At 66.4% G+C, this 25575-nt stretch carries 27 protein-coding genes and 1 pseudogene; 8 read left to right on the forward strand and 20 right to left on the reverse strand.

Annotated elements, in window-relative coordinates; translation table 11 throughout:
• Window position 1: 1 nt before the first annotated feature.
• Together ACYUED_RS20685 and ACYUED_RS20690 are read right to left on the reverse strand one after the other, a co-directional pair.
• Entirely contained in the window at window positions 2-301 is a 300-nt protein-coding gene (locus ACYUED_RS20685) for a helix-turn-helix domain-containing protein (protein ID WP_491293751.1), read from the reverse strand.
• Between the two features lie 158 nt (window positions 302-459).
• Window positions 460-1071: a helix-turn-helix domain-containing protein gene (locus ACYUED_RS20690; protein WP_491293752.1), complete on the reverse strand. Its 612-nt coding sequence runs from the start codon at window positions 1069-1071 to the stop codon at window positions 460-462.
• A 262-nt stretch (window positions 1072-1333) separates the two neighbouring features.
• On the opposite strand from ACYUED_RS20690, the gene ACYUED_RS20695 reads away from it, so the two are divergent.
• The 4 genes from ACYUED_RS20695 (at window position 1334) to ACYUED_RS20710 (ending at window position 6787) form a co-directional block, all read left to right on the forward strand.
• Complete coding sequence (locus tag ACYUED_RS20695) at window positions 1334-2839, forward strand: DnaB-like helicase N-terminal domain-containing protein (protein WP_491293753.1); 1506 nt, start codon at window positions 1334-1336, stop codon at window positions 2837-2839.
• A gap of 296 nt (window positions 2840-3135) precedes the next feature.
• On the forward strand, window positions 3136-4425 hold the full coding sequence (locus tag ACYUED_RS20700; RefSeq protein ID WP_491294346.1) for a hypothetical protein: 1290 nt from the start codon (window positions 3136-3138) through the stop codon (window positions 4423-4425).
• Window positions 4426-4736: 311 nt separating this feature from the next.
• Entirely contained in the window at window positions 4737-5078 is a 342-nt protein-coding gene (locus ACYUED_RS20705; protein WP_491294348.1) for a plasmid mobilization relaxosome protein MobC, read from the forward strand.
• Window positions 5075-6787 (forward strand): relaxase/mobilization nuclease domain-containing protein, encoded by a 1713-nt coding sequence (locus tag ACYUED_RS20710; protein ID WP_491293754.1) that lies wholly within the window; start codon window positions 5075-5077, stop codon window positions 6785-6787. The genes ACYUED_RS20705 and ACYUED_RS20710 overlap by 4 nt, the downstream gene beginning before the upstream one ends.
• Before the next feature lie 187 nt (window positions 6788-6974).
• On the opposite strand, the gene ACYUED_RS20715 is transcribed toward ACYUED_RS20710, so the two are convergent.
• The 6 genes from ACYUED_RS20715 to ACYUED_RS20740 form a co-directional block, all read right to left on the reverse strand.
• Window positions 6975-7181: a hypothetical protein gene (locus ACYUED_RS20715; protein WP_491293755.1), complete on the reverse strand. Its 207-nt coding sequence runs from the start codon at window positions 7179-7181 to the stop codon at window positions 6975-6977.
• 4 nt (window positions 7182-7185) lie between these two features.
• Window positions 7186-7614 carry a pyridoxamine 5'-phosphate oxidase family protein gene (locus ACYUED_RS20720; protein ID WP_491293756.1) on the reverse strand — a complete coding sequence of 143 codons (429 nt, stop codon included), beginning with the start codon at window positions 7612-7614 and terminating at the stop codon, window positions 7186-7188.
• 229 nt (window positions 7615-7843) lie between these two features.
• Complete coding sequence (locus tag ACYUED_RS20725) at window positions 7844-8026, reverse strand: DUF397 domain-containing protein (RefSeq protein ID WP_491293757.1); 183 nt, start codon at window positions 8024-8026, stop codon at window positions 7844-7846.
• Window positions 8027-8035: 9 nt separating this feature from the next.
• Window positions 8036-8890 (reverse strand): helix-turn-helix domain-containing protein, encoded by an 855-nt coding sequence (locus tag ACYUED_RS20730; protein ID WP_491293758.1) that lies wholly within the window; start codon window positions 8888-8890, stop codon window positions 8036-8038.
• 7 nt (window positions 8891-8897) lie between these two features.
• Window positions 8898-9422 (reverse strand): DUF6879 family protein, encoded by a 525-nt coding sequence (locus tag ACYUED_RS20735; RefSeq protein ID WP_491293759.1) that lies wholly within the window; start codon window positions 9420-9422, stop codon window positions 8898-8900.
• Complete coding sequence (locus ACYUED_RS20740; protein WP_491293760.1) at window positions 9394-9801, reverse strand: hypothetical protein; 408 nt, start codon at window positions 9799-9801, stop codon at window positions 9394-9396. Before ACYUED_RS20740 ends, ACYUED_RS20735 begins: the two co-directional genes overlap by 29 nt.
• Before the next feature lie 363 nt (window positions 9802-10164).
• Here ACYUED_RS20740 and ACYUED_RS20745 point away from each other — a divergent pair, with 363 nt between their 5' ends.
• The 3 genes from ACYUED_RS20745 (at window position 10165) to ACYUED_RS20755 (ending at window position 12560) form a co-directional block, all read left to right on the forward strand.
• Window positions 10165-10890 (forward strand): ATP-binding protein, encoded by a 726-nt coding sequence (locus ACYUED_RS20745; protein WP_491293761.1) that lies wholly within the window; start codon window positions 10165-10167, stop codon window positions 10888-10890.
• The gene (locus ACYUED_RS20750; protein WP_491293762.1) at window positions 10881-11180 is read left to right on the forward strand and encodes a hypothetical protein; all 300 of its coding nucleotides are present in this window, start codon (window positions 10881-10883) and stop codon (window positions 11178-11180) included. The genes ACYUED_RS20745 and ACYUED_RS20750 overlap by 10 nt, the downstream gene beginning before the upstream one ends.
• Window positions 11181-11588: 408 nt before the next feature.
• On the forward strand, window positions 11589-12560 hold the full coding sequence (locus tag ACYUED_RS20755) for a hypothetical protein (RefSeq protein WP_491293763.1): 972 nt from the start codon (window positions 11589-11591) through the stop codon (window positions 12558-12560).
• Here ACYUED_RS20755 and hemC read toward each other — a convergent pair.
• The 9 genes and pseudogenes from hemC to ACYUED_RS20800 form a co-directional block, all read right to left on the reverse strand.
• Window positions 12550-13491 carry a hydroxymethylbilane synthase gene (gene hemC / locus ACYUED_RS20760; RefSeq protein WP_491293764.1) on the reverse strand — a complete coding sequence of 314 codons (942 nt, stop codon included), beginning with the start codon at window positions 13489-13491 and terminating at the stop codon, window positions 12550-12552. The genes ACYUED_RS20755 and hemC overlap by 11 nt on opposite strands.
• Window positions 13492-13686: 195 nt before the next feature.
• Entirely contained in the window at window positions 13687-14340 is a 654-nt protein-coding gene (locus ACYUED_RS20765; RefSeq protein WP_491293765.1) for a hypothetical protein, read from the reverse strand.
• A gap of 24 nt (window positions 14341-14364) precedes the next feature.
• On the reverse strand, window positions 14365-14949 hold the full coding sequence (locus tag ACYUED_RS20770) for a competence protein CoiA family protein (RefSeq protein ID WP_491293766.1): 585 nt from the start codon (window positions 14947-14949) through the stop codon (window positions 14365-14367).
• A gap of 142 nt (window positions 14950-15091) precedes the next feature.
• Window positions 15092-16957, reverse strand: a complete 1866-nt coding sequence (locus ACYUED_RS20775; RefSeq protein ID WP_491293767.1) for an ATP-dependent nuclease — start codon at window positions 16955-16957, stop codon at window positions 15092-15094.
• A gap of 382 nt (window positions 16958-17339) precedes the next feature.
• Entirely contained in the window at window positions 17340-18503 is a 1164-nt protein-coding gene (locus ACYUED_RS20780) for an XRE family transcriptional regulator (protein ID WP_491293768.1), read from the reverse strand.
• Between the two features lie 7 nt (window positions 18504-18510).
• Window positions 18511-19317 carry a hypothetical protein gene (locus ACYUED_RS20785; RefSeq protein WP_491293769.1) on the reverse strand — a complete coding sequence of 269 codons (807 nt, stop codon included), beginning with the start codon at window positions 19315-19317 and terminating at the stop codon, window positions 18511-18513.
• A 285-nt stretch (window positions 19318-19602) separates the two neighbouring features.
• Window positions 19603-20238 carry a hypothetical protein gene (locus ACYUED_RS20790; RefSeq protein ID WP_491293770.1) on the reverse strand — a complete coding sequence of 212 codons (636 nt, stop codon included), beginning with the start codon at window positions 20236-20238 and terminating at the stop codon, window positions 19603-19605.
• On the reverse strand, window positions 20225-20638 hold the full coding sequence (locus ACYUED_RS20795; RefSeq protein ID WP_491293771.1) for a hypothetical protein: 414 nt from the start codon (window positions 20636-20638) through the stop codon (window positions 20225-20227). The genes ACYUED_RS20790 and ACYUED_RS20795 overlap by 14 nt, the downstream gene beginning before the upstream one ends.
• Window positions 20639-21062: 424 nt before the next feature.
• Window positions 21063-22157 (reverse strand): annotated as a pseudogene (locus ACYUED_RS20800) (tyrosine-type recombinase/integrase); the annotation flags it as partial.
• An 869-nt stretch (window positions 22158-23026) separates the two neighbouring features.
• On the opposite strand from ACYUED_RS20800, the gene ACYUED_RS20805 reads away from it, so the two are divergent.
• Window positions 23027-23380, forward strand: a complete 354-nt coding sequence (locus ACYUED_RS20805) for a signal peptidase I (protein ID WP_491293772.1) — start codon at window positions 23027-23029, stop codon at window positions 23378-23380.
• A gap of 102 nt (window positions 23381-23482) precedes the next feature.
• On the opposite strand, the gene ACYUED_RS20810 is transcribed toward ACYUED_RS20805, so the two are convergent.
• From ACYUED_RS20810 to ACYUED_RS20820, 3 genes are read right to left on the reverse strand one after another with little or no spacing between them, the layout of a single operon-like run.
• Window positions 23483-24694: a hypothetical protein gene (locus ACYUED_RS20810; RefSeq protein ID WP_491293773.1), complete on the reverse strand. Its 1212-nt coding sequence runs from the start codon at window positions 24692-24694 to the stop codon at window positions 23483-23485.
• 40 nt (window positions 24695-24734) lie between these two features.
• The gene (locus tag ACYUED_RS20815; RefSeq protein WP_491293774.1) at window positions 24735-25172 is read right to left on the reverse strand and encodes a hypothetical protein; all 438 of its coding nucleotides are present in this window, start codon (window positions 25170-25172) and stop codon (window positions 24735-24737) included.
• A 30-nt stretch (window positions 25173-25202) separates the two neighbouring features.
• The gene (locus tag ACYUED_RS20820; RefSeq protein ID WP_491293775.1) at window positions 25203-25457 is read right to left on the reverse strand and encodes a hypothetical protein; all 255 of its coding nucleotides are present in this window, start codon (window positions 25455-25457) and stop codon (window positions 25203-25205) included.
• Window positions 25458-25575 lie beyond the last annotated feature (118 nt).

Genomic DNA, 25575 nt, shown 5'->3' on the forward strand with positions numbered 1-25575 from the left:
CTCAGGCCGCGGCGCCGAAGTCCGTGGTCCGGTAGCGGCGGGCTAGGAATTCTCCGACCGCCTCGGCGGGTATGCGGCGCAGGCTGCCGATCTTGACGGAACGGATCTCGCCGGACGAGACGTACTCGTACATCTTCGTACGGCCGATGCCGAGTCGGCGCGCGGCCTCCTCGACGGTGAGTCCGACGAGGGTCGGATCGCCAGGTACGTCGTCGTGCTCGGGCATCAAGGCGCGCAGGGCGCCCTCGGGGATGCCGAGCAGCTGGGCGATCTGGGTCACGGGCAGGGGGAACTCGGGCAAGAGGGCTCCTCACCCCGGTCACGTACGGAGCGCCAACTCCGGTCGGACCGGTCGTGGTGGTGTGGGTGGTGGTTGGGCGGTTGCGCGGAGGCGCGAAGGGGCCGCAGTGGTGGACGGGCCCTGGGTGTTCCAGCACCGAGGGCCTGGCTGCGGGTGGGTTACTCGTCGGCGTCGACGGCAGTGTCGGAGGCCGAGGGGCTGAAGGCGTCGCCGAGCCAGCGGATCAACCGGGAGCGGGCTCCCTTGTGGCGGTGGAAGTCGCCGTTGGAGGCCGCGTCCAGCTCGTGGGCGAGCAGGTTGCGGACCATAGTGTCCTGGTCCGGGTTGGCCTTGGTGTACTCCCGGAGCTGGTCCTGGATCGCGTCCATGGACTTGCCGAGGGAACGCCATTCCTTCCACAGCTCGACGTACTCACCGACCAGCCGACGGATGATCGGGTTGGCCATCTTCCCTGGCGGACTGGCGAGTTCGTCGAGGGTCATGTCGAAGACCTTGCAGAAGCCGAGCGCCTCATCGGTGTTGACGCGGCGGCGGGGCTTGCCACTCTCGATGCGCCAGATCGCGGACTGTCCGATGGGGTGGCCGACCTCGGCCATCTTCTCGGCCAGGGTGACCGAACTCCAGCCGCGCGCCTCGCGCTCCAGCTTCACGCGCTCGGCGATGTTGTCCTCGACCGGAGGCCGCGAGCTCGCACCGACTGCGTCGTCTCCCTTGCCGGGGGCCATCTCCACCTCCTCTCCTCTCGTCGTGCGGGCCTTGCCGGACGGCACTGGCCCAGGGTGAACTAGTTAACATCATTTGGAAGTCGAATGCAAGTAGATGTTTCCCGAATGCCTGCGGTAGACTTATGGCGTCCGGCTGTGAACGCGGCTGGACAAGCAGAAACCCCCGGTGCTGGAACACCGGGGGCGAAGCGGAAACCCTCACAACCGCCCAACCATGACGATCTGGACCGGTGGCCGGAGTTGGCGCTCCATGTGGCCTGCCGGGAGAGGAGTCCTATTGACCCAGAGTACGGGTCACATGCAAGAGATGCCATCCCGCTCCGGATACGCCCCCACGCTGTATCCGGACGAGTCCGCGCAGGCTCCTTTCAACCTGGACGCCGAATGCGCGGTCCTCGGCGCCTGCATGCACGACAGCGACGTCATCGACACGGTCCGGCCGATCCTGGGCGAGGACGCCTTCTATCGGCCCGCGCACGAGACGGTCTGGCGTGCGCTGCTCGCGCTGCACCGCGAGGGCAGGCCGACCGACCCGATCGTCCTGACCGAGCTGCTCCAGCAGCAAGGGGACCTGCAGCGGGTCGGTGGCGCCGTCTACCTGCACCAGCTCGCCGGCGCCCTCTACGGCACCGGAGGCGCGGAGCATCACGCGGAGATCATCCGTGAGAAGGCCAACCTCCGCCGCCTGCTCGCCTCGGCGATACGCACCGTCCAGCGCGCGCAGGAGCCGGGCGCCGACCCCGAGGCGATCCGCAGCGAGGTCGAAGCGGAGATGCGGGCCGAACGCGAGCGCGCACTCGCCTCGGGCGAAGGCCGTCTGAATCGATTCGCCACCGACGGGTGGACCTTCGTCACGGAGACCGGCGCCGACACCGAACCCCTGTGGGGAACGCGCGAGAAGACCGTCTGGGCATCAGGTGAGAGCCTGATGATCGTCGGTGCTCCTGGGGTCGGCAAGACCACCCTGGCCCATCAGGTGGTCTTCGCCCGCCTGGGGCTGTCGGAGACGGTCCTGGAGATGCCGGTCGCCCCCAGCAGGCGGGTGCTCTACCTGGCCATGGACCGCCCCACGCAGATCGCCAAGGCCATGCGCCGCCGGGTTTTCGACACCGACGAGAAGATCCTGCGTGACCGGCTCGTCGTCTGGCAGGGGCCCCTGCCTGCCAACCTGGACAAGGAGCCCGACCTCCTCGCCGATCTCGCCGCCGCCCACCGGGCCGACACGATCGTGATCGACAGTCTCAAGGACGCGGTCAGCACGATGGTCGACGACGGCCTCGCGGTCTCCTTCCACAACGCACGCAACCGCGCCCTGCGAGGCGGCGTGGAGATCCTGGAGCTGCATCACCAACGCAAGGCCACCGCCGACGCCCCGCGCGGCCAGCGCCCGAGCCTGGACCAGGTCTACGGCTCGACCTGGTACGTCTCCGGCGCAGGCAGCGTTCTGTTCGTCACCGGAAAGGCCGGCGACCCCGCCGTCACCCTGCACCACCTCAAGACCCCCACCGGTGAGGTCGGCCCGCTGGACGTCACGCACGACCACGTGCGCGGCACCACCACGCTCGACCCCACCAAGGACCCCGCCGTCCTGCTCCGCAACGCCCCGGGCGGGCTGACCGCCCGGGAGCTCGCGGCCACCCTGATCGGCGGGGGCGATCCCGACCGCGCCGACGTGGAGAAGGCACGACGCCACCTGAGCCGCCTCGTCGACAGCGGCCTGGCCACCAAGGCCGACGGGATCGCCGGAGGAGCCGGGGGCGGGCAGCAGACCCGCTACTACGCCTCCGCACGCCACCTCACCGCCGTCGGCTGACCCCTCGCCGGCCCTGCGGAAAGCGATCACGCGACCGTACACGCGGCCCTCACGCCAACACCCTGCCGTGAACCGCTCACAGCGCGCACGCTCACCGAAAAACCGCAGGTCAAGCGATCACGCGAGCGTTCACGCCGTACACGCGCCCAAGCGATCACGCGCGGGGCCCCCTTTAGAAGGGGGCCCGCGTGAACGCCCCCTCCGTGAACGCCCCTCACTCCCTTGCCTTCCTCCCTCTGGAGACCGTCTGCATGACCTTCGGCAACACCGCACACATAAGCGCCGACGGCGGCACCATGTCGCTCCTGCCTCACTGGGCCACCCCGTCTGCGGCCGGCGCAGTCCTGCTCCTCGTCGTCGCGCTGCTCGCTGGATGGCTGCAGCGCCGACGCGCCCGGAATCCCGGTTCCGGGCAGGGAGGTGGCACCGCCGCCATCCCGGTCGCCGCCGTCGCCGCGATCGGCTGCACCGCCTACAGCGCGGACACCAGCTGGCGGTTCGCCGCCGACTACCTCGACATGGGCAGTGCCATCGAGCGCGCCGCGATGTTCGCCGCCGCTGAACTCGCCCTGTTCGCCACCGCACTGATGGCCCGGCAGAACCTCAACGGCCCGAAGCAGGCGCCCGGCGTGCCCGGCACCCTCACCTGGGTGATCACCGGCGTGCAGATCGTGCCCGCCTACGCCGAGTCCGGGCTGGTCGGCGGAACCGTGCGGGCCTTCGTCGGCCCGGTCCTGGCGGCCATGCTGTGGCACCTGGCCATGGGCATCGAACTGCGTAACCGCAGCCCGCACGCCGACTCCCGCAGCTTCGCCGCCGTCCTCGCCCGGCAGGCACGTGAACGGCTGCTGGCCCGCCTGGGAATCGCCGACCGGGACGCGGACGCCGCCCGGATCATCCGCGAGCGTGCCCTCGACCGGGCCGTCACCCTGATCCTCCGGGCAGAGGCCGTGAAGCCCGAGAAACGCGCCAAGGGACGAGGCCGGCGCCTCACCCGCCGCCTGCACCAGGCCCTGGATCAGGCTGACGTCGACCGTGACGAGCGCCAGGACCAACTGCTGCTGCGCAAGCTCGCCACCCGCCAACAGGCCCTTGCCCTGGCCTCCGTCTCCCTGCCAGCCCGTTGGCCCGGCCAGAACGTGCGCCCGACGGGCAGCTCCGCGACTGCCCGCCCGCGAGCCGCAGCAGCGACGCGGGCAGATGTTCCGGGCGGCCCGCCCTCCAAGGCGGCGGGCGATGACGACCCCGACCGGGCAGCCCGCCCTCGACCCAAAGAGCGCCCGCTACAGCCCGCCCGCACCACGGTCGGCCCGGAAGCGAAACCGGGCGAGGAACCGCTGGCCGTCGACCCGGGCAAGGCCGCACGGGCGAAGTCGAATCGCCCTGGCCACAAACCGCGGGCGACACCGGACCTCCTGACCAAGTACGCCCAGCGCCTCCACCGCGAGACCGGACGTCTCTCCCGGGACCTGCTGGAGGAGGCCGTGCGCGCGGACGGTTACAGCGTCGGCAGCGACATCGCCGGAGAAGTCGTCCGCCGCGTCAAGGCCGAGGTGGGAACCGGGCCCGCCAGCCACCCGCACTGAGACCGCCCCCGCCCTCAAACCCCAAGGAAGACCGCTCGATGCACGACTCACACCATGAACTGCACGACACGCAAGAGGAGATCACCAACCCCACCTCACCGACAGCAAGTTGTACCGGGAGCAATGCTCCCGGGATTCCCGCCCCAGAGGTGGCGGGAACAGCCCGGCGCCAGGGGGCACCGGGCGGTCAGGCTGCGACCGAGGGCGGACCGCAGCAGGGAAGGGAACGGCAGACCGAGTCCCTCTCGAAGAGACGTCAGCGCACCCGTCAGCCGAAGTCGCGCAAGCGCCTGCACCAGCCCAGCTGCCGCATGAACGACGCCGAGTTCAAGCGATTCACCGACGCCGCCGCCCACTGCCAGATGTCCAATGCCGCCTTCCTCGCGTACGCCGTCGACAAAGCCGCCCGCGACCTGAACCGCACCGCCGCCGAGATCGCCACCGAACGAGAGGTCATCCACGAGGTGTTCGCCGCCCGCCGCCACCTGGGCCGCATCCACGGCCTGTTCAACCAGGTCGCCAAGGCCCTCAACTCCGGTGCCGACGCACCCCACCTGGACGCGGCGGCCGACGCCGTGCGTAACGCGGCCCGCCGCATGGAGGACGCCGCCGATGCCCTGCTCGCTCACCGCGACGGCGGTACCGCTGAATGATCCCCAGCATCCACGATCGCGGCAGCGAGACGATCGGGCTCATCAACTACCTCTACGGCCCGGGCACCGCCGAGGAGCACATCGACCCGCACCTCGTCGCTGCCTTCGACCCACTCACCCCCGACCCCGGTCGCGACCCGAAGGCCACCCACGAACAGCTCCAGCGCCTACTCGACCAGCCCGTCAACGCCCTGCCCGCCGGCAAGCGACCCGAGAAGCACGTATGGCACCTGTCCGTACGGGCCGCCCCGGAGGACCCGATCCTGTCCGACGAGGACTGGGCGGCCATCGCCCGCCGCATGGTCGCCGCCACCGGCATCGCCCCCGACGGCGACGAGCAAGCCTGCCGGTGGGCAGCCGTCCGGCACGCCGACGACCACATCCACATCATCGCCACCCTCGTCCGCGATGACGCCCGCCGGCCCCGCCTGCACAACGAAGCCCGCCGCGCGCAGGCAGAATGTCGCCGCATCGAAGTCGACTACAACCTGCGGCGCGTGCCGCCCGGGGACGGCACCGCCGCCAAGCCACCCACCAGCGCCGAACGCCACAAGGCCAAGCGAGAAGGCCGGGAGCAGGCAGCACGCGAGGAACTGCGCGAGACCGTACGGCGAGCAGTGGCCGGAGCGATGAGCGAGGAGGAGTTCTTCGACCGGCTGACCTCCGCCGGCCTGCTGATCCGCAAGCGCGTTGCGCCCTCCGGCGACCTGCTCGGCTACAAGGTCGCCCTCCCGGACAACCGCAACGGAGACAACGAGCCGGTGTTCTACTCGGGCTCCACCCTCTCGCCCGACCTGTCCCTGCCCCGCATCCGCAAACGCTTCGCCGCCGGCACCCCGAGTCGGGGCGCGGACGCGCCCTCCGTCGAATCCCCGAGTGGCCCCGCGACAGCGCGGCGCCGGACGGCCACGGCCGCTTGGCAGGCGGTGCTGATCATCGATCACGGTGAGGACGCCCGGGTGGCTGCGCTCATCGCGGCAGCCGGGGAGGTTCTGGACGCGCTCGCCAAGACCTCCGCCGCCCACACCCGCGCAGAACTGCGCGAGGCAGCCTTCGTGTTCGAGCGGGCCACCCGCTCCCACATCAAAGCCGAGCGAGGACACGACCGGGCCCTGCGCCAGGCCGCCCGCGACCTTGTCCACAGCGGGCCGGCGCTCGGCCGTGGGGAAGACGGCGCCACCACCGCGATGGCGATCGACATGCTGTTCTTCCTCGTCACCGCCGCCGCCCACTGGCATGCGAAGAAGAACCATGCCCAGCAGGCAGCCGCCGCCCGCCAGGCCGCCGAGCACCTACGCTCCGCCTACCGGGCCGCCGCCGACATCCCGCTGGGCACCTTGTACCAGCGGGGCCGGCGCCTGTCCCAGCCCCTGCGCCAGCAGCAGGCTGCCTGTCTTCGGACGGCTGTGCCGGAGCTGGCCGAGCAGATCCTGGCAGAGCCGGGCTGGCCCGCCCTGGCGGCCACCCTCGCCGATACAGCGAGCGCCGGCCACGACCCGGCCGTGCTACTGGCGGAGGCCGCCGGACGGCGGGAGCTGGGCTCGGCCGACTCGATCAGTGACGTGCTGGGGTGGCGGCTGCGGCGCATGGCCGACCTGCCCGCCGACGCCACCGCGACGCCCGACCACACCACCGCTGCGGCCAAGGGCATTGGGCGCACCGCCTCGCCTGCCCCGAGCCGAGACGACCGGCCCCGCAAGACGCTGTGACGCCGCGCATACGCCGGTGCCCCTCTGCCAGGACAGGCAGAGGGGCACCGGTGCGTATGGGCGGTCAGTGGGCAGCCTGGGCACCAGCACGACGGATCGCGTGAGCGTCGGCTCCGTGCACCGCGCGGGGATGCCTCGCCCGTGATCGTCGACGTCCGCGCCGATGATTGGATCGCGCCGCGAGGCGCTATGAAGCGTTTTTGATCTTCTGCAATCCGATGCGGGCGGCGGCGAGCATGCGCTGATTGCTGCTGCGCATCTGCCGCGCGGCCAGGCGGGCGGCTGCCGCAGCCGTGCCCATGGTCGACGCACGGACGGCGGCTGCGCGCGCCGCCTCACACATCTGCTCGGCCTTCTGCCGCATCAGGGCCTGACGGGTGTGGTCTGGGTCCATATGCTCATCGCCTCTGGTCGAGGCGGTAGCCGGTAACGAGGTCGGCGGAGATACGGACGACACGACCCATGTCCATGCCAACCCAGGGGGCAAGGAGTTGCCGATAGTGGGCCACCTCTGCCGGGGTGGTGATCCGGGAGGCAAGGCCGGTGACCATGACGCTCCAGCCGGTGCGAGTGTGCAGGTCAATCTGGTCTGCCTCGTAGACCACCACCTGGTCGACGGCGGTGTTGCTCAGTAGCGCCGTTTCACCATGGGTGCGGATGACGACGCCATCGCCGTCGACCAGATGGTTGACTGGGCGGATCACCGGCAGCGCCTGCTGGGTGAAACCGATGCGGCCCATGGGAACACTGCCCAGCAGGGCCAGGGACTCCTCGCGGCCCAGCTCGATCATTCGCGCCGTGGAGAGGACACGGGACTCGCTCTTCACGGACACCTCCCAGGGTGGCACGTTGCCGGATACTCGACGGTCTCTCTGCCGTGCTGATGGCGGCTAGGGCCGTTGGGCCCTCATTCCGGCCCGACGATTCCAACCCAGCCGATGCACAGGGGATCATGCTCGGACCTGCGCATCGGGCGAGCCTCCAAACCCCTGACCGATCCCCTTCTGGCATCGCTGTCGAAGGACAGACCTGCGAAATGGAGGAGTATGCCCAGCGCTACGCCTGCTTCGCGTACCCGACGAATGCGACCCAGCTGTTTCGCCGAACGGCCAAGATCCCCCGACCGCGCGCCTTCGTATCCCGCACCATCACGTGCCGCGGGTCGCTGTCGGCCACTTCAACGCAGTTCTCTGTCCCGGTGTAGGAGCTGGTACGCCAGTTCGGGGCCACGCGCTGCATGTTGTTCTCCTAGTCGCTCGGCATCTGATCGAAGTGGTGGATCGCGGTGAGGATGAGGTCTCGGACGGCGGCTCCATAGACCGCTGACTGCTTCAAGAGGGCGAACGCCTTGGTGTACAGCTCGATTTCGCGGGGCTGGGTGACGGAGAACTCCGCCGAGTAGGTCTCGACGAGGACGAGCTTGTCGTCGAACATCGAGAAGGAGTTGCCGGGCCAGATGCCCACGGGCGCGGAACGGGGGATGATGCCCAGGCTCAGCCGGGGCAGCCGCATCACCGCCAGCAGGCGGTCGAGTTGCCCCTTCAACACCTCCGGGCCTCCGAAGTTGGTGTAGAGCGCCTGCTCGCCGAGCACCACGTTGAAGATCCGGTTGCCCTGGTAGAGGTACTGCTGCCGTTCGAGCCGCTTGGCGGTGGCGGCTTCCGCGTCGTCGGGGATCTCGTAGTAGTCGACGACCTGTCGGAACGTCTCGGCCGCGTAGTCCGCCGTCTGGAGCGTTCCCCACACGAGCGTCGGATGCCAGATACGGAAGACCTTGGTCTTGGCGTAGACCGGCAGGGCCTTGCGTTGCCTCCGCTCAGCTCCGGTCTGAAGCTGTCGGCGCCACTCCAGCCACAGCTCGTCGATGTGCCGCACCGTGGCTATCAAGTCATCAAGGTGCTCTTGCCGGTTGGTCGTGACGCACCAGACGCGGATGTCGTCTTCGCTGGGGTTCTGCTTCCCGTTCTCCAGCCGGGAGACCTTGGATTCGGCCCACCCCGTGGCCACGGCGAATGCCCGGCCGCTCGCGTATCCCGCGTCCTTCCGGAATCCGCGCAGCCGGGCACCCAGCGCCTCGCGTGCTTCTTGAGCTTGGTTATTCACTGATGGGTCAGGGCTTGTACTCGGTGTGTGGGATGGCGGCGGCCCAGAGCAGGTCACGCACGCGGACGCACTCGGCCACGGTGTCCGGGTCCTTGAGGATTTCCGACCCCAGCACTCGGCCCTCCGGGTCGAAGTGGCCGACGGCGAGGAGACGGTCGTCGTACAGCCACCAGTCGTTGCCGTCGAGCGGGAACGTGATGCCCTCCGGCAGCTGGTGCCGCGGAAGCCATCGGATGTCCTCGCCGGCGTCCAGGTTGAGGTGGGTCAACGAGTGCTCCCAGCCGACGTACTGGGAGTGCGGCTCCGTGATGACCCTGACACGCCTGACGGTCTTCCCTTCGCCGGAGACGCGCTTCATGAGCGTCATCCACAGGTCGAGCCACGCGTAGTCGTCAGGCTCACCGCGCTGCCAGCGCGCGTAGGGCGTGTCCTCGATGGGAGACCCGTAGTCGTCCCTCAGCTCCAGGTGGAAGGCGTCACGTTCGAAGCTGTTGAACAGCTCGTCACGCTGGGCTGGGGTGATCAGGTCCACTGTTCTCCTCCAGTAGGGCCGTGATCGAGGACTTGGGGACCTCGATGCAGGTCTCATAGTCGGGCATCCGCATCTGGCTCAGCGCTTCGGAATCGGTCATCTCCGGGCCTTGCAGGATGCAGGTGTCCTGTTCCGTGACGAGCATGATCGGGGCGGTGAAGGTCCTGATCTCGCCGGTCGTGTGCCCGTCCTTCGTCAGGTGCTCGAACAGCTCCGGCGGTACCTCGATCACCGTCTGGCCTTCGGGTACGTCGAGTTGCATGAGCAAGTCGTTCGCGAACACCTTCCAGCCTTGGATGACGTAGCTGTCCTGGTCACTGGCGTACAGGGTGGGGCTGTCTCCGGGGGTGGAGTTCTTACCAAGGAACCGTAGCTTCACGGCTGCTCTCCCGTCCGCTGCCTTGCGCTGGTTTGCGCGACACATCGATGGTGTGCGAGGCATTCAGACTCGTCAATCGACCTGCTGCAAACTCGCGCAATCTTCTTGGGAGTTGAGAGACGACCGTCCTACGGTCATTGCAAAACCCGAGCAACCAAGGGAAGTCGGCGGAACGCGCCTCGGTGCGGCGTCGAGAGCAACCTTCCTTCCCGTGAAATGCGGAGGACAGCAATGGCCCTTGCCGTACAGAGTGCAACCGTTCCCGAGACGACGGGCGGGAGATTGCGCAGCGCTTCCGGCGGCATAGCCAGAGCTGTTCCGCCGCACGGAGGGGTTCCGCAAGTACGCGGTGCGGGGAGAGATATGGATCAGCCCGCTCGCTTCGTCATCTCGTGCACCCGCACAGCGGAACGAGTACGGCAACTGCGCCGCATCAGTGCCGCTCACCTCAGGCTGTGGGGGCTCGGGTCCTGCGTCGACACGGCCAACCTGCTCGTCAGCGAGCTGGTCACCAACGCCGTCCGGTACGGCGAGACGGAGGACGTCAGCTTCTCCGTCTCGTACTGGCGGGGCGAGGTCCGTGTCGAGGTGGCTGACGGAACTCCAGGCCAGCCTCAGGTGAAGAGACCGACCGCCGACGAGGAGAGCGGTCGCGGCATGCTGATCGTCGAAGCCCTTGCCGAGAACTGGGGCAGCAGCGAGGACGGCACCCTCACGTGGTGCACGATCGCGGTGTCGGAGCCGGTGGTACCCAGGTCGGGGTTCTGGTGCCAGTGGCGCCAGGGGGACGGCACGCAACTCGCGCTCGCGGCCATGCCCACGCCGGACCGAGCGATCCGCTGGGCCCGCATCCAGATGCGCCTCATCGCATCGGCCATCGACGCGTCACTGGTCGGCCACGTCTGGGACTGGCTGTCCGACGGATGGCGCGAGCCCACCGAGGCACTCAAGAACGGCGAGGAGTTCACGCTCCCGCTCTCGGCCGGGCCGTACACGTTCGTCTGGCACGCCCGTCCGGTGCGCTTCGTACCCGTTGTCGGCGGCAGCCCTCTGCCCCACCTCACCGAGGAGGAGCCGGAATGGGACTGAAGCCTCGCGAGCTGTGGGGCCGCTTCGACTGGCAGGACGGGAGCTGCTTCCGGTGCGAGCAGAGCGGCGTTCCCGTGACAGAGATCGGCGAAATCTCGGTGGCCGGCAGAGCCTTCCCGCTTACGGCCTGCCAGCGGTGCGTCTTCAGGCTCGAACAGCTCCACTACACGATGAGCGAACGGGCCGCTCGCCGGCACAACACCCCAAGCCACGCGCCCACGCAGCCTCACTGCACCGTCCCGTGGCCGACCAGCGCGCCGCTCAACAGACCGCCCGCCCGTGTCGCGTAGGAGGACAGCCGTGCCCTGGGCGGGCCTTCAGCCCCCGTCCCTGCCGTTCGAACTGGAGGTTCCCTGGCCTCAGAAGGACAGGTCGCGGCAGGGACGGGATCACCACCCGCTGAGAAGAGAGGCGCCTTGGCGACCCAGGACCAGGACGACGAGCTGTTCGACCTCATTGGCGCGGTAGGAGCTGGGATCGGCCTAGCCAAGGACGAAGGACTTCCCCCAGCCGCCCGTCAGGTCGGCACGGACGTCGCGGAGGACGCCGCGGCCGAGCTCGCGGAAATGACGCGCCGAGGCCAGAGACGTAGTTCCGAGCAGCTCGCCCCACACACCCCCGTCGGCAGGCACCAATCCGCATATCTCCCCGTGCCTGCCGGCGGGCCCATTGCTCCACCCGACGAAAGCGAGGGACAGATGAGCGTCACCGCGCCGCCCGCCCGGACCCACGGAGCCACCAGCCCGCTCCGCAGCCGACCGGCCGTTCGCCGCTTCCTGGAAGGCCCCGCTCTGACCCCGGCCGACCTGTCCATGGTGTTACTGGTCACCGAGGAGGAGGCGGACCGGCCCATGCCGACCCTCACGGTCGGCCAGATTCCCGCAGCGATGCGCGAAGCCCGTCAGCTCGACATCCGGTCCATCAAAGTCTTCGCCGAATCCACCCAGCGCGACGCCGCCGGCGAGTTCTCGGTCGTACCGGACGCCCTCATGGCCCGCGCGGTGCGGGCGGCGAAGGACGCAGAACCCGAGATCGCCGTCATGACGGAGACCTGTCTCTGCTCGTACACCGAAACCGGCTTCTGCTACGTCTCCGACCGGCACGGGCGCCCGGACATCGCCGCCACCACCGACGTCACCTCCCGGCAGGCCGTCGCCCACGCGGCAGCGGGAGCCGACATCGTGGGCCCCGCCTCCATGGTCGTCGGGGCCACCAAGAGCGCCCGCGAGGCGCTGAACGCGGCAGGGCACGAGAGCGTGTCGATCATGCCGCACGTCATCTTCTGGAGCAGCCTCTACGACGGCTTCCGGCTCACCATGGGCGCCACCCCGCAGGCGGGCTCCGATCGCGAGTTCCAGATCAACCCCGGCAAGCCCGAGCAGTTCATCGACACTGCTCTCCAGCTCGTCGGCGACGGCGCGGACATGCTGCTGCTCGAACCCGCGATGTTCAGCGCCGATGTCCTCGCCGAGCTGAAGAAGCGCACATTGGCGCCGCTCTTCCCGTTCTCGGTCTCGGGCGAGTACACGACCCTGTCCCACGTGGACACCGCGACCGGCAAGCGGGAGGTACGTCGGCTGGTGGAACTCTTCACCATGCTCAAGCGGGCCGGCGCGGAGGCCAGCATCACGTACGCAGCCGTGGACATCGCCCGCCACCTCAACGACTGACGGCGGATTCACTCCGAATCGCGTCCAGGATGGAACGCGCGCCCTGGTCGATCAGCTCGGCGGCCAGGGCCTCACCAAGCTTCTCCGGCTCGCTCATCGAGCCGGAGAGGGTGCCCTCGACGCGCCGAGCACCGTCCAGCGAGGTGACCTGGGCGAAGAGCGACAAGGAGCCGTCCGGACCGGTCTCCGCGTAAGCGCCCACGGGCACACTGCACCCGCCGTGCAGCTCGGCGAGCAGAGCCCGCTCCGCCCGCACGTGGGCGTCGACGGCCGTGTCTCCCACGCTGGAGAGGATCTCTTGCAGTTCATGGCTGTCTTCTCGGACCTGAATTCCGAGAGCGCCCTGTCCAGGCGAGGGCGGAAATTGTTCCGAGGGCAGCAGCTCGCCAATAGCGTCATCGAGGCCCAGACGCCTAAGCCCTGCAGCCGCCAAGACGACAGCATCCAGACCCATCGTCTCAATCTTCTTCAGGCGAGGCGGCACATTCCCACGAATTGGTACGACTTCAAGATCCGGACGGACAGCCAGAAGCTGAGCAATTCGCCGAGGCGCACCAGTTCCTACCCGCGCACCCTTACGCAGACCGGACAGCGTCGAGCCGCACAAGGCATCCCGCACATCCTCACGACCCGGCGGCGGCAGCAAAGTCAGACCGAGCGGGTTCGCAGTCGGCAGATCCTTCAGGGAATGGATGACAAAATCCACTTCTCCCCTGCTCAGCGCCGCCTCTTGCGCAGAGCTCCAGGCGCTTCCACCACTGGTCTCTGAAACATCGAAAACCCGGGATTTCCTGTCCTTGTCGCCGCCTTCGAGAATTACCCGATGCGTGAACACGACGTCCGGAAATCGCTCCCGAAGCGGGGCAAGGTATTCGCGTACCTGCGCCTTGGCCAGATTACTGGCGCGCGAACCGACCAGGTACGTCTTCACGGCGATCAACTCCTGACAGACGATAGGCTGTCAAGTCATCGTAGTGCTCACCCACTTGTGCTTTTCCCGACCACGCGTCGGAAAAGCGCGGCCAAGCGACCTGGCCTGGCACTTTCACCCTCGAAGAAATCTTGCCGAGCTTGGGCTTATCCACCATCGCCCAATTCCACGCGAGACGGCGCCAAGGCTCCCCGGTTATCGGCCGTTGAGTTCGCCACGACACACCGCGCAGTACATCGCCGCATGGCGTCCGTGCCGACGCATCAGCTGACCGCAGCCTGCGCATAGCCCCAGCTCCCAGGGCGGACATCCCAGCGCAGCCGAGGCGGCAGCCCGCTCGACAGACGTGATCAGCGACGGGTTCACGGACTTCTGCAGCGGCATCCGCGGCAGGGTGTAGCCACCGGTGGGCTGTCCCAGATCACGGATGGGCCGGGCATCGCTGACGAACCACCCCTCTTCGCCGGCGCGACATGTCCGGTCGATCTCCTGCTCGGCGAAGGTGATCCGATCTTCGTCCTCCTGCACCGGGGCGACGGAAAGCGGCTCCTTCTCTCCGACAAGCTCCCGCCATAACTCGCAGTCGTCCGCCGGCACCCACATGTGCCGTCCGGCCCGGCCGTTGCCCCGATTGGGCACGTAGACGGGGACGCTCTCCCCGGTCGCGCTGGTGAGGACGAGATCCTCGATATGGATCGGCTTCTTCTCCGGCACGCAGAGGGCCGGGAGGAACCATTCGGTATGGATCCCATCGCAATGGCCGGCTCCATCGGACAGGGGGCAGTGGCGGTCGCTGCTGGGCACGCACTTCCAGACCTGGAGGTAGCGGTATCCACCGCGGATCAGCATCTCCTTGCCGTCGGCGATCTCCTTTCACGGCATGTCGTCCACGCGGGCCCATGGCGCCCGGTCGATCAGCGAGGCCGTACGGTCCTTCGCCACCCACAGAGGCGTTATCTCATGCTGTACGGCGTTGACGGACCGGCGATGGACGCTGCTGGGGCTGATGTGGTGGTACTGGATCTCCCAGCCGATGCGGATGCCACCGGGGCCCGTGACGAGGGCATCTGAGACCGTTCGCCGGTTCGCCGTGGAGACTTCGGCATCTGCGTCCAGACCGGAGCGCGAGGCCGTATCTACGATCCGTTCCTTGGTGGCCTTGTGCTGTGCGCTCTCTGCCGGAGTCGCCTTGTGCGTGATCGGCAGGTGTGATGCCACGAGCGGCCGACGGCCTCCAACACGGCCTCGCCGGATGAACATCCATGGAGACTTTCCGCCGGACTCGGACAGGCACTCACGCCCGTGGTGGTGTGCGAGACATTCGAGCAGCTCCGGGTCGCGGTCGGCGACGCTCGCAGTGATCTCTCGGAGCAGATCCGGGCGATCCTCGTGACCGAGGTCGGGCAGGGACAGATTGATCTCAATGTCATATCCGGTGTGCCACACCCCATTTGCCATCTCAACACCATAAGGAGCACCTCCCGCACTCGAAAAGACCGCCTATGGCGCGAGCAGGAGTGCACGCGACCTCTTTCAGCAGAGAGGCCGCCTGCACAGAAGGTGAGCCCGTGGAAGGAGAGCACCGTCTGACATAAGACGGCTAACTGGCCAGCGCCATCACGTTCTCCAGAAGCGAGTACAGGAGCTTCGGCTCCCCGCTGGCAGTACGAGCGGCCTCGGCGTACGTCGGAGCGTGCTTGCAGTCGGCCACGTAACCATCGCCCTGCTTCGCCAACTCCTTGCGACGCTCAGTCCACGCCGGCCAGTGCTCAGCGAGATACGTCTCCAGGTCATCCTCGAACACTGTATGAGTCGCCTCGCATGCGGTGGCTGGCCGCGCGTTCGCCGAAGCGCCGAGATAGCCAAGGATGTTCATGTTCTTCTCGCCCGCCGCGCGGACTGCCTCAGCCTTTCCGGCCAACGCCTTGGGCCCCGCGTCGCCATCGAAGACGACGTAGCACTTGACACCGAACCCACTCAGGATGGCGTGAGCGAGGATGAGATTGTCCTTGCCTTCCACGTTGATCACGCTAATGCCGTTCGCGCCAAAGCTGAGGCCATGCTGCTCGGCGAACCCGAGGATGACCGCCTCGTCCGCCTCTCCTTCGACGAGCACAGCAGCCGCGACGAAAAGCCCCTCCGCCAGGTCCTTGACGTAACGCGTAGTGGCATGACGCCGGATGGACTTATCCGACACTCGGCCGATGAGAGACTGAATCAAATCCTGTTCGGAGAGCTGTCGCACGGTGACGTCGGGGTGTTGCCCGCTGCCCACCCTGACCAGCCGACGGATCTGCTTGTAGTTGCGCGGGTCGATGAACACCGGGCTGTGAGTCGCATACATCACCTGAGTTCGGTCCGCTGCCGAAGAGACGAGGCCGCGCAGAACCTGGGCGAAGACCCTTGTCTGCGCGGGATGCTGAAAAAGCTCCGGCTCTTCGATCGCCAGACACAGCGACCGGGTCCCGTCCTCAGGCCGACGAGTTTCCGCAAGGTACTTCAACGCGGCGATGATCAAGGCTCGCTGGAAGCCGTGCCCCTGGCGACGCACCGAGGTCATGGCCGCGCCGTCCCTGATGCTGACCGCAAAAGTCGTCTTGGCTGGCTTCGGTGTCTGTGCCACAGGCTTCACGACGATGTGCCGCCCCGTGCTGAATTTGGCGACTTCGTCGGACAGCGAACCCGACAGCCTCTTCAGCATCGGCCCGTACACCTCCTCGTGCACCTTCTCGCGAGCCGTCTGCGCGGCGTCCTCGATCGATGTGAACCGAGCGTCGGCCTCGGATCGGTCCACCGCGTGCTCAAGGATCCGACCCACCGCCGTGGCCTTGCTGTCGTCCGCCTCCTCGTATGCGCGCAGGTCGGCGGAGATGAACACGAAGTCGATCAGCTTGGCAAGCAGCCCCTGGCCAGCGAACCCGAAGAACTGTGTGCCCTCGACGTCCGTTTCAGCGAGCCGATCGCGGTTCTTCGACTCCCAGACGCGCATCGCGGCGTCTGCATCGTCCCAACTCTTTGTGGCGGGCAGGTCAAGTCCGGCGTCGCTCTCCCGCAGAGCCTTGTACGCGTTTTGCTTCTCCCGTTTCCCCTCATGCCGCCTGATCTCGTCGAACGGCGGGTAGGCCAGGGCCTTCCCAGTGATCCGATCGTCTCCGTCCTCCCAGGTACGCCAGATCCGTACCGTCTCAACCCCGTCGGGCGCGTAGTAGCCCAACGCAGCGCGGTCGGAAGCCGTCAGCCCGTCGAACTCCACTTCCACACGGATCCGCTTGCCCTCCGCCGCCGAGTGAACGTCCTCTTCCCCGAGCCCTCCGCCCTTGTCTCCGTTGAAGAACCAATCAAGGGCGCGCAGCACGGTGGACTTACCAACGCCTGTGGGGCCGATGAGGGAGGTGATGGCATCGAAGGAGACATCCAGCGTGCGCAGGCAGCAGAAGTTCTCGATACATACGCGCTTGATCTTCACGAGCGTCCTGGGATGCAAAGGTACGGGGCTGCTAGGCCCACAGGGACATCTGTGACGCTAGCGCCAGATGTGATGTGTGGTCAGTTTCTTTTCATAATTGGATACACGAGACATCTACTACACGACCCGTATCGGGGCAGGCGCCCGTACAGACGTGCGGGCAGCATTCGCATCTGGGACGCCTCGTTGGGCGCGAGACCGAAACCGGCACGCACCGGGGGTGGACCGTCGGCGGGATCAACAGCAGTAGCGCAACGTCGAAACACGGCTGAGTACCAAGGCCCCGGCGTGGGCCAGCCTGGCTGCCGGGCACATCATTGCGCTGTAGAACGCGAGCCTCGTGTGTGACGGGTGAGATCTTCTCCCGATGGAAGGATCACCATCAGCTGGGGAATAGCGTCAGCACTTCAGGGGTGACTGACTTCTCGCTCTCCTCGGATGGATCCAGCGCAAGGCGCGGCCTCGTCATTGTCGCGGTCGCGTAGACCTCGTTCGCAAGCTCGAACGGCAGGCCCGAGCGGGAGACAAGATCATCGAATGAAACGCCCGTCTCCTCACAGAGGCGGACCGCCTTTTCCAGAAGCAGAGGCGCTTCACGAGGTCCGAGGTCGCAAGGCTCCGGATCGCCGTGCTGAGAGAGCATCATCATGGCGCGCTTGTACGTCGTGTCCCGGAAGACGCCGAGAGCATGGGCACGGTAGACGAGAGCCTTGAGGGAAGTCCCCCACCGTCGCTTCAGCACGTAGAGCGCCTCCCAGTCAAGCCTCTGCGGCAACTCGGCAAGGATCTCAGCGCTCGGCATCAAAAACTCGGCGGCGAAGTCATGCGCCTGGTTCTCGACAATGCGGCTGCCGGGCTCAGCGTCAAGGTGCATGACCAAGTGCCCAGCCTCGTGAGCCGCATCGAATCGCGACCGAGCCTTGTCGTTTTTGGCAGGGTTCCGGAAGACCAACGGCCTGCTCCCGTACCAGTGCGAGAAGGCGTCCACCCGTTTGGACATAGCCGGTAGCTCCAGGACGACGGCGCCATGGGCTTCTAGCAGGCGGGTCACATGGGGGATCGGACCGCTGGGCACCCCCATGGCATCACGCGCATCACGGGCCACGGCCGCGATGTCCGCCCTGCTCGGCTCGGCTGGCAGGGCCAGTCGCGGCAGCGCCGCAGGCGGAAGCTCCACGTAGTGCTCGACGGTCGTAACCAGCCGCCAGACGATCTTGCCGAACGCAACCGCCTGATCCCGCTGCAGCTGCGTGGTCGCCCTGAGACTTCGGAAGTGGGCAGCACTGGGCACCATTGGATGCGGGTGCCCCGTAGCAAAGAATGTGGCGGGCACCCCCAAGGCCATGGCCAGCTGCGCAACGACCGTGGCCGAAGGCCGACTCTGGCCCAGCTCATACTGACTGACCGCCGCCGGCGTGAGATCCACCTTCCGGGCAAGCTCGTTCTTGCGCAGCCCTCGAAGCTGTCGGGCCGTGGTCAGAGCTTCGGGTTCGAAGGAGCGGGAGGCGAGCTCAGCGCCTCTCGATCCTCGCGGCGGTGTCGGCATGGATTTCTCAGTCTGTCTTCTCGCGCTCGTCGCGCGTCTCTTCGGTGCGCCGGCGAAGCGGCAGATCGTTCTCTTCGAGGTCGGTGTGGTCGGGCGCCTTCGGTTCCTTCCCAGCAGCAGGTCGATCCTCGTCGGAATCCGTTTCAGACGGCAGCTGGCCATCTCGATCCGAGACTCCCTCTGGGGGTAGCCCACCCAGGTCAACGAGCACGTCCTCCGTCGACCGCGGAGCCGGGAGGCTCAGCTGGAGATCATTGTGGATCTCGACGGTGCCATCAAGCCAGGGCGAACCGCCTTCTCGGTTGTCCCGGGGGAGGCCAACTTCGATGACGCAGTTTCCCGTCTCCGGGTCACCCGTGTGCATGATCCGAACATGCCCCTGCCGAACGGCCTCAGCGAAGCTCTCGGCCCAGTCCGGGTCCTGGTCGAACGCCAACTGATCCTTCGGCGCACTGTTCAGCACGGCGCCTCGCAGTCGAGCGGCGCTGCCGTCCCAACTGAGCTGTTCGAGCTTGTCCCGCACCTTGTCAGGGGCTGTCAGCGGGAACTTGTAGATCCTCACGACCCAACATCCGGAGGTGACCTCGATGGCCCCGCCGGCGACTCTTCGGACCGGAATCCCTGCTTCGTTGAGCTTCTTGAAGGAGAGGTTGGCGATGTTCCGCCAGACCAGCTGAGCAAAGGTGCCGTTGTCGTCCCCGTGCGAGGGGTCATGACGGTCGGCGTTGGTCGCGTACACCTCGCGCGCGACGCTCCGGATGATCTCCAGCACCCGCTGGAGATCACTCACTGCTTGCTGCAGAGTGATTTCCACGCGAGGACAATACCAGGAAGCCCCTGATTCTGCGTGAAAATCAAGCAGATGGGCTCTCTACCGATTCGCGTCTCAAGAGGTTGAGGACACCCGCACGTCAGGCTGCCGCTCGCTACGCCTACGAGAGTCGGCACAAAGGCAGATGTAGCCCGCGGCCAGGGCGACGTCCTCCCTGGAACCCGAGCAACTCCCCTTGACGGAGGCCGAGGTCGGGGCTACGACCCATCGGGCGCTGTTGCGGAGCAGTTCTGCCAGCCGCTAAAGGTGAGCACCGCCACCCCGTGACTATGCCTTGCGCCTTTTCGTCGCGGCGTGAGCCGACTTCGCATTGGCAGCTGCGTTGAGACGGGCCAGATGCGCGCGTTGCGATACTTCGCCCCCGTAAGAGGACCAGCCGTACAAAGACGCAAGCAGTTCGGCTGCGACAGCTGCCGCTGCCGTCAAGCCAGCCGTAGCCCTGGACATGGACGCAGGGGGCCTGGCAACTAGCCGACCTCGGCTTTGCGTAGCCGTGATGGCACATTGTTCCGACCAGACCTCGAAGACCTGAGCGAGACGGGCGAAGAAGGCGGCCGCCGCGGCCAGGCAGGCGTAGAAGGCGACGAGCCCTCCGCCGATGCGTGCACCGATGCCCGGAGTCGGCCCATGGTCGGTCCAAGGCCAGCCCATCACCGCATAGACGACGGCCAGACCCGCCGAAGCGGCAATCCATGCAGCCCCGAGTAGGGACGCCAGACGGTCCTCGTAGTCATCCTCCTCCTCGCCGTCCGGCTCGGGCCGGCGCTTCGTCGGCGCCGGTATGCCGGACCTCTTCTTCCCGTAGGGCGGGAGAAAGACCTGCCAGAGGCCACCGTGGACGTCGCCGCCCACAAACGTGCCGGAGCCATGGTTGTGCTGCTCCCGGTGCTCAACGTCCGCCATCTGACGCCCCGCCGTAGTTGAACGTCATCCCACCGTGGACGTCACCACCGATGAACGTTCCAGAGCCCGTGTTGTGCTGGTTCCAGATCTTCGAGGCCGGCGGGGTGGGCACCACGAGTTCGTCCACCTCGCTCATAGCCTCGCGGTGCTCGGCAAGGTATTGGGCGATGAGCTGCGCCCAGGCGGTCGCTGCCAGCGCCTGAGCCTCTGAAGAGGGCGAGGCGAGCTGTGCGGCGGTGTCATCCACTGCTTGGGCAGCCGCTCTCTGTTGATCCGGAGTGGCCCTGCGGAAGAAGTGCGCGACTTTCAGGCGCATCTTCTCAGCGCCCGACGTGGCTATGGCCGCGACGAGCGTGCCGGCCGCACCGGTGGCCACGGCCATTAATTCGGCGTCGTACATGATCGAGATGTCTCCCCGTTCGTGGTGGCGTGCCGCAGCAACCTACCGGGCACCACTGACACTCCGAGGGGACAATCCGCATACACAGGCTCCGAGAGGCCACGCAGCCGGCCCGGCGACACCAGCTCCTGATCGGCACGTCGCGGGGACTCGAACGCGGCGCCTGACCAGGCCGAACACCGGGCACCTTGGTCTCAGTTCTGGTCTCATTCACCCTCGTCCGGAGCCGTCCAAGACCGCCACCACCACCCGTTCCGCCCCAGGTCAGAACGCCCCCGTCCCCCACCGAACCCCCGGACGAAGACTTGGAAAGCGTGTTGGGGGCAACCCCTCACGAGTTCGAATCTCGTATCCTCCGCCATTGCTCTCACCGGGCAATACGTCGAAGGGCCCCACCGCAAGGTGGGGCCCTTCGACGTTGTCCTCAGCTCTCGTTGTCCTGGTTTTTGTCCACAGCGGGTGTCTCCGGGGGTCCCCAGATGGCTTCGGCGATCTTCCGGGCCACGTCCTTGAGCATGGCGTCCGGCACGTGGAGGTACCGGGCCCGCATGCTTGCGGAGGTGCCCGGCTCCCACCCCATGATCTGATCAATGACGCGGGCCGGGACTCCGAGCAGCATGAGCACGGTGGCGGCCGTGTGCCGGGCGTCGTGCAGCCGGGCGTTCCGGACCCCTGCGTCTTCCAGCAGCCGCTTCCAGTCGTGATAGTCCGTGTTCGGGCTCAGTGGGCCACCGAGCGGCTTTGTGAACACATAGTCCGACTCCGTCCACAGGTCGCCGGCCGCCTTACGCTCCCGCTCTTGCGTCTCGCGGTGCGCACGGAGCATGGCGACCAACGGACCCGGTAGGGGCACAGCGCGGCGACCCGCGCGCGACTTGGTGTTCTTGGTCTCACGCCGCACCTGCACCTTGGCCGGGCAGTACCCCGCCTTCCGGCCGCACGGTGAGGCTTCCGGACACCCGTGCTCGTACCGGGGTCGTAGACGGTTCCGGCGCAGCTTCAGATACTCGTTGTCCAAGTCGACGTCAGACCAGCGCAGTCCGAGCGTCTCACCCTGCCGCAATCCGAGCGCCAGTGCCAGCATCCAACGGGCGCTGTTCCGGCGCTTGTTGGCTTCGAGCAACAGGCACTGAACCTCTTCCACGGAGTAGGGCTCAACCTCGGATTCGTCCTGTTCCATCCGTGGCGGCTTCGCCAGTGCGGCGGCATTCTTCGCCGCGTAGCCGCGCCGTACCGCCTCCCTCAGTACGGTTCGGGCGGTGCGGTGGGCCTGGTGAGCCGTACCGGCCTTGCGCTCTCCGTTCGCCTGCATGCGGCGATACAGGCTCTCCAGGTGTTCGGGCTGCAAGCGGTCAAGGCGGTGCTTGCCGACACCGGGCACGAGGTGCACGCGAACGGCGACTTCGTAGCCGTCGTACGTGTTCTCGCTGACGATCGGCTTGGCGATGTTCTCCACCCAGTGCTGAAGCCACTTCTCAACCGTCCACGCCTTGCCCGGCTGTTGCGCCGAACCCGCGTCGGCTCATCGAATTGCACAGGTGACTCGGGAGCAGGCTGCTGAGGCTGCACGACGCTACTACCGGGCAGGGTTCGGCCAGTGGCGTCCGTACAAGGCGCGAGTAGCCGGCCAGGAGCAGGCAAACAATCGCCGCTCAAGGAACCGACCGGCCACTAGTCATGCCCATACGAGACGAGCCTCTGCCCGATGTGCAAACGGTCTTGGATTTCGCAGGACGAGTTTGTGCAGGGGGAGCGCCGGCCCTAACTACGATTGCACGACCCCGTGGACGCGGCCATGAACCTGACTACCTCCTCTTGATTCAAGAGCGGTCCGGCAGTGTACTAAACGCAAACCGTCGCCTGGCAGTAATCCCCAAAGCATTCCACGGGCCGATGTCTGATTACGGCGAGGACGCTCGCTTTTCCGCAACGCTTGAGCGGGAGATGGAAGAGGAACTCTTTGGGCGGACCGACGTGGACTCTACCGTCAGCGATCAGCTCCACGCTGATCCGATGCATCCAAGTCTCCTTTCCGACCCAATGCGTTGGCTCATGGAGCGACAAGACAGCGATGCCTGGCGGATGGAGTCCACGGCGGTGGGGATCAATCTCGTGAGCGGAACTATGAGTTCGCCAGCCTAATCGTCATCGATGACGAAGAGTGGTGGGTCAAGTACGGCGGTCAGGTTAGAGCCAACTGGGAGTCAAGTGGACTCCATCGCTACTCCAGCCTCGATACTGTACGACTGGAGTCGTTGGCGCTCGACCCGCGCTGGAGTAATGAAGGCTTCTTCGCGTTCACCCAAGGATGCCGACGGCTGCCGACGGCTTGCCACGATCGGCGGCCAGCGTGTTCGGATGCCTTCCATCGAACTGGAGTCGTAGATCATGGCTGACAACTGGTACACGGGCAACGCGAACGCCGATGCCGATCAGCACCGAGGTTGGCTTCTGGGGCACTTCGTCAACCCCGCCGAGAGCGCGGTGCGCCAGACGGGGGCGCTGGAAGTGAAGTGGGGTATCCACCCTGCCGGCCAGCAGCGGCCAGACTGGGTAGCTGATGATCAGCGGACTGCCATGCTCCTGCTCGTGAGCGGCAAGTTCCGACTCGACCTCAGCGTCGGTAGCGTCACCTTGGAGAAGCAAGGCGACTATGTGGTGTGGGGGCCTGGGATAGATCATTCGTGGCAGGCAGAAGAAGACTCTGTCGTTGTCACGGTGCGCTGGCCGTCGGTCGTCTAAGACGTCATCTCATTTGGCTGATCGACGACGAGACGGGCTGGGACTTACTCGCTGTGGGCGATCATGCGTTCCCCGGATGAGGCGAGAGAGCGGGTTACTCGATCACGCCTTTTGCTCCTGGTTCTTTTCCTGGAGCGCAAGCCGGAGCCACGTCCCAGCTCGTATGCCTGCTTGCTGGTCAAGGTACCAAGCGGCTTGCAAGCAGTAGAGCGCTGGAGTGCCAATTGTGCCAAATAGCCTACTTCCGGGGACTTCTGCAGAAATGTTTGTGATCAGGCGGGCGGCGTCGAAGGGTATATTCGCGTAATCTCCGCCGTTGAATTGGATCGCGAGCTCGACGGTATCTTTTGCCCGCTCCGAGACCGTCAATACTTCTTTGAGGCCTTTGAGACCGGTTTCCTTTATAGCCGCGTCCCGTACGACATCCCGTCCGGATTTGATAAACGCTTGGCCGCAGACTGCAACTGCTTTACCGAGCGGAACGTCCGGAAGGTCCTGCGCGGATACTGCGCTTCTCTGTTGCTTCTTCAGGTGCGAGTTCCCCATGTCGAGGTTCCTGCGCGCCTTGGTCTGCTGCTTCTTTGATGTCTTGTGATCGCAGACCTTCTTCAGTGCCACGCCGACATCCGTCAGGATTGCCGTGAGCTTGTCCCGCTGGCGCTGCGGTGTCTTGTGGTCGTGGACCGTTCCCAGGGCGACTCCGACATTGGTAAGGATGCCGGTGAGGTCATTGCCCTGCTTCTTTGGTGTCTTGTGATCGCAGACCTTCTTCAGTGCCACGCCGACATCCGTCAGGATTGCCGTGAGCTTGTCCCGCTCGCGCTGCGGCGTCTTGTGGTCGTGGACCGTTCCCAGGGCGACTCCGACATTGGTAAGGATGCCGGTGAGGTCATTGCGCTGCTTCTTTGGTGTCTTGTGATCGCAGACCTTCTTCAGTGCCACGCCGACATCTGTCAGGATTGCCGTGAGCTTGTCCCGCTCGCGCTGCGGCGTGTTGTGGTCGTAGATCACCTTCAGCGAGGACGACACCTGCCCCACAACCTCTGCTATCTGTCCCTGCTTGGCACTTTCCGGCTTGTGGACGGCATCCAGCGCCGCCCCTACCTGCTTGAGGATCCGCGTAAGGGCCTTACGTTCATGCTCCGGCGTCTTGGGGTCGTGGATCACTTCGAGAGCGGAGGACACGTTTCCGATAACGCCCGTAAGCGTTGTCCGCTCGTCTAGTGGCACCTTTGCATCCTGGGCCATCGCAAGAGCGGCGGTGAACTGATCTACTGATCCCTCTAGCTCCTTGGGGACTTCTTGCTGCTTCACCTGGGCATCGAGCTGTTTGTTCAGTTGCTCTGTCTTCTTGTCAACCTTCGCTTCTTCCGCCTTCTTCGATTCCGGCTGTGAACTCGGCGGTTGCGAAGCCGACGACGCGGAACTCGGCCGCGACGGCGGTGCGCTTGGCTGCGACGAGGGTGCTGACGACGATGTGCTCGGTGCTGGCGATGTGGGCTGCGTGCTCGGTGGGGGCGTGGAGCTCGGTGCTGGCGATGCGGGCTGCGTGCTCGGTGGGGGCGTGGAGCTGGGTGTCGGCGTTGGTGGCGACGGAGCCGCTGTTGCGCTCGTAATGCCGGCTGGCAGAGTTAGTGCTGCAGCCAAGCAGGAGGCGCAAATGGCGTGAAAGGCAGGTCGCCGGGCGGTTTTGGCCATGACGATTCCAGATGCCGTCTCGAGGTGCGCTCGTTGCACGGTCAACAAATTCGGCCTCGGCGGCTGGCAAGCCGAAAAGCCTCAGATTCTGCATGAATCGCTCTTTGTGCTATAAAGTCACACTTCACCCATTCTGCGGTTCCTGCAAACGCAGGCGTCGCTCCGCCTGATCGCACATGCCCGCGCTCGACTGGAGCGCCGGCGAGGTGCAGATCATGGCCCGGGGCAGGTCCGGCGCCGGATGGATCCATGCGGGGACGGCCTTGTGCGGGGGCAGGCGGGGCCGTGCGTGCGGGATGCGGGTGAAGTCGGACAGGCGGAGGGCGGCTTCGGTACCAAGGGGGATTTCGGCGGCGGCCGCGCAGCGATGACGTCCCATACGACTCCTCCGAGTTCGTCCGCAGGAAAACACCGTGCCCGCCTGCGTCCTCGCAGGTGGGCACTGGCACGTCTCGTTGTCCTGGTCTTCGTCCAGTGTGCTGACGGTCGCCACCGTC

The organism is Streptomyces sp. DF42 (assembly GCF_058267695.1).